Below are 1,250 nucleotides of genomic sequence, written 5' to 3'. Positions count from 1 at the left end.
CGAAGAATTGCTCGATTGGGAAATCCATTGTCGTATTCGCGCAGGACGTCTGGTGTATTACCGCCCGGGGCTGCCCCACGGCATTGAGGACAACCCCGTCAGGCAGTTCTGCCCCGGGCACGAGTTAAACTTTTGTGCAGAGCGGCAACAGACCAGTGAACAGATTGTGATCAGCCTGAATAATGAAGCGGCTCTGAACTCCTTTGAACGACGAACTCAGATCGGGATAAAACCGCTTTGGCATATCACTGCCGAGGCTTCGGCACGCAGGATGAAATGCGACACCGAATATACATTTTCCCGAATCACGGAGGGGCTGGCGGATCATTCCAGGCATATAAATGATAGGGTCATGCACATGCGTTTGACTTCTGCAACACTGGGCCGTATGGATGCACAAATTTATAGAAACAACAGCCAATATACGGGGGATTACTTTGGTTTGGAGGCCTTCGCCCGTAATGAGAAAATCATTGCGCAGTCAACCGATGACTATCAAAGTGTGATTCAGCACGAGGAGTCACAGGAAACCCGTTTTTCCAAACCTTTATCTTTGCTTGACGAGCTGAACAAAATTGAGATCAGTTCTCCCGAAAAACAGCGGCAATTGCTCGGTACACTAAAGCAACGCTTCAGCCACTGGCCCGACGGGCGCCCGCTGGAACTGCTTTTTCAGCAGTCCTGTTCCCATGAGTCAACCCGTCAAGACAGCAAGGTTAACAAAGAAATCGAAGGACTCGTCAAGTACTGTGGTGAAGAGTGCAGAAAGTTGCTGCTTGAGCAAAACCCACATCTCTGGGAGGGCAAGCTGGATTCCCTGGATGGTCTTAAGCTGAACGGGTTGAAGCATAAATTTGAAGGGATTGATTTCAGCGGCTGTTCAATGAAGGGTACAGTACTGCAATCCGCTATATTTCGCAGATGTAAATTCAATACAGAGCTGTTAAACAGTGCTACTATCGAAAATAGCTTTTTCAGCGGATGTTATTTTGAAGGCAAGCGGCTTTCAACCTCGCTATTGGACAATGTCCGTTTTTTTCCTGAATATGATATAAAAGGCCTAGTGTATGAAAGTACACGGCGGCTTTCCCGAATCCTATATGAGTCGTGTGTTAATCAGAACAATGAGTTCAATCTGAAACAATGGCTGGAGGTGATGGGGAAAAGCAATTGTCTACGCGTTTGCTCAACACCGCTGGATGATTTAAGCCGGGATATTCTGTCCCAACATATTGAAGAAATTAAAAGAA

The 1,250-nt window shown here is 47.0% G+C and carries 1 protein-coding gene; it reads left to right on the top strand.

The genetic code is table 11. From position 1 onward, the window contains the following. On the top strand, nucleotides 1–1,250 hold a 1,250-nt coding region (locus tag KDK17_RS07035), incomplete at both ends, for a pentapeptide repeat-containing protein (RefSeq protein WP_257287696.1).

Source organism: Endozoicomonas sp. SESOKO2 (assembly GCF_024606245.1).
In the GTDB taxonomy this organism is placed as follows: Bacteria; Pseudomonadota; Gammaproteobacteria; order Pseudomonadales; family Endozoicomonadaceae; genus Endozoicomonas_A.
This window is presented reverse-complemented; position numbering and strand designations above follow the sequence as displayed.